We start from the raw sequence: 2059 nt of genomic DNA, 5'->3' as shown, positions 1-2059 counted from the left end.
AATCGGTGGTTTCTCTCCGGTTGAGCGCGTTGGTGTGGCTGATGCGCTCACCCTGGGTGTCGTAGGTGTAGCTATCGGTGTCGCCACCCGGCCTGCCGACCTTGATCAGGCGGCCAGCCGTGTCGTACGTATTCGTCGTCACACGGCCGAGCTCGTCCGTCTGCGTGATCACTTCGCCGAAGATGTCGTAGCCGAATGTCTTCTTGCCGCCACCCGCTTCAAATTGCGTCGTGGCGTAGCTGCTATCGCTGCTGTTCCGACCGTCACATACAACAACGCCCGCTTCACGCGGGCGTTGTTGCTTTTTAGACTACTTAACTCCCGTACACAGTTGCCGCCAACAGCATCTCCGCTGCCATCCGCCAAGTTATGGTATTGACGTCTACCGTCTCTCCCATGTTCTTGTAGTAGCCGGCCATATCCGTCGCAAACGCAGACAGCCCACCCAAGTATGAGCCAAGCGTGAGATTTTCCCACTGGCCTTGCTGCTGCCCATAATCTTCGTTGAGGTATTCAACGAATTTTATAAAGTCCTCACGAGAATTGACCGTCCTTGCATAGTCGTACAGATCATCACCGACCATTTCCACCTCCGCGAATAAACAACGAGACACCATCGTTCTGTGTCGTGAACTTAAATAATTCCCGCTTAGGGATTGCATCCAATTTTTGATATGGAACATCCACTCCAGCTTGCTGGAAGCTATAGAGACGCCGGTTATCCAATGTAAACACCATGTCGTTTCGCTCAACAATCCGAATCGGCTCAATAGAAACTGGATCGATATCACCGGCCATCAATCCTTGCGAGAACTCATCTATAGACCCATAGGGAGGCTTAAAGTTAGCTTTAGCACTGTCCTGACTAAACCGAACGACTTGCGGATTAATCCGTCCAGTCTCCGGCAACTCTGCAAATTGTGTCTTGGTCAGGAACTGCGGCGTCGTACCGCTACCCTCAACAACCGATAGACGAAGGCCCAGTCCATACTGATCTCCAAGGCCGGCGACGGTCGATTCAGCGTATTCTCCCGCAGCCGTAACCGCCCGCATCGCTGGGCCTGTAGCTGCCCGCGCAGCAGAACCAAGCCCCATCAACGCCAGACCAGCTTCACCGAATGCCTGAAACTCCTTCGCCGTAGCAAGCCCATAGTTCTCGCTATTCCACGCTGCCCGAGCTTCATCCGCAGTCTGCGCACCAGTCATCTGGTAGCCAAACTGCTTGAAGCTTTGTGCCGCGTCGTTCAGGAAATTACCCGCATAGGCAGCACTCGGATTCGGATCGAGCACACCCGCGTAGCCACCCTTGGCACCACGTACAAAGGCATCGAGCGCCGTTTCACTCGAGCCCGCTGCAGCCATCACACCAGCCCCTGGCATTGGGGTAACCGCAATCTGCGGATACGGCACAGCATACCCTACTACCTCTGGCGAGAACGACGAATCAACAATCGAGGCCTCGTTATCCACCGCCATCAAGCCGCGTGATTGCTGCGGCGTCAGCCCAAGGCTGGCCGCCGTCGTATCGAACGAGCTATTCGGGTCCAACCGGCTATTGGCCAACCACGCGAACTGTTTGCCAGGATCGGCCGCGTAACCCGACTGCGCTACCAGATCATCGACGTTGCCACTTACGCCATACAGCGTGCTCGTACTATTCGATTGCAACTGCTGTTCGATTTCACTGCCGACCGTATTGCCGGCGATCGCGCCAATCATCCTCGGCAACCGGTCCCGCATGCTCCCGCCCAGAACCACTCCACCAGCCGTTTGTGAAGCAACCCCGCTCACGATATTGCCCAGCACCGGAACCTTGCCAACACTGGTCTGGCCCACTTCACTGTTAACGCCCCCAGCAATCGCGCTGGCCGCAACGCCGCGCCAGTCGAAATGGTGCTGCAGGCCCGTCGCGACATCGACACCCTGACTGATCGCGTTACTCAGGGCTGCCTGGCCTGCACCACGCGCGAAGCTCGTGAAGTCGTCTGCACCCTTCAGTGCCGGTGCGTATTCACCCACCTCCGCACCCACCGCCCCCCCAATGGCTCCTATCGCTACG

At 56.8% G+C, this 2059-nt stretch carries 1 protein-coding gene and 1 pseudogene; both read right to left on the bottom strand.

The annotated features are described in order from the left end of the window. Positions 1 to 314: 314 nt before the first annotated feature. Complete coding sequence (locus D7S89_RS27005; protein WP_121281922.1) at positions 315 to 584, bottom strand: DUF7660 family protein; 270 nt, start codon at positions 582 to 584, stop codon at positions 315 to 317. Then, positions 574 to 2059: pseudogene (locus tag D7S89_RS27000) on the bottom strand (hypothetical protein); the annotation flags it as partial. The gene D7S89_RS27005 and the pseudogene D7S89_RS27000, both read right to left, overlap by 11 nt.

This window comes from Trinickia fusca, assembly GCF_003628145.1.
Classification (GTDB): Bacteria; Pseudomonadota; Gammaproteobacteria; order Burkholderiales; family Burkholderiaceae; genus Trinickia; species Trinickia fusca.
Note: the sequence above shows the minus strand (reverse complement) of the source record. Positions and strands in the feature narration are given on the sequence as shown.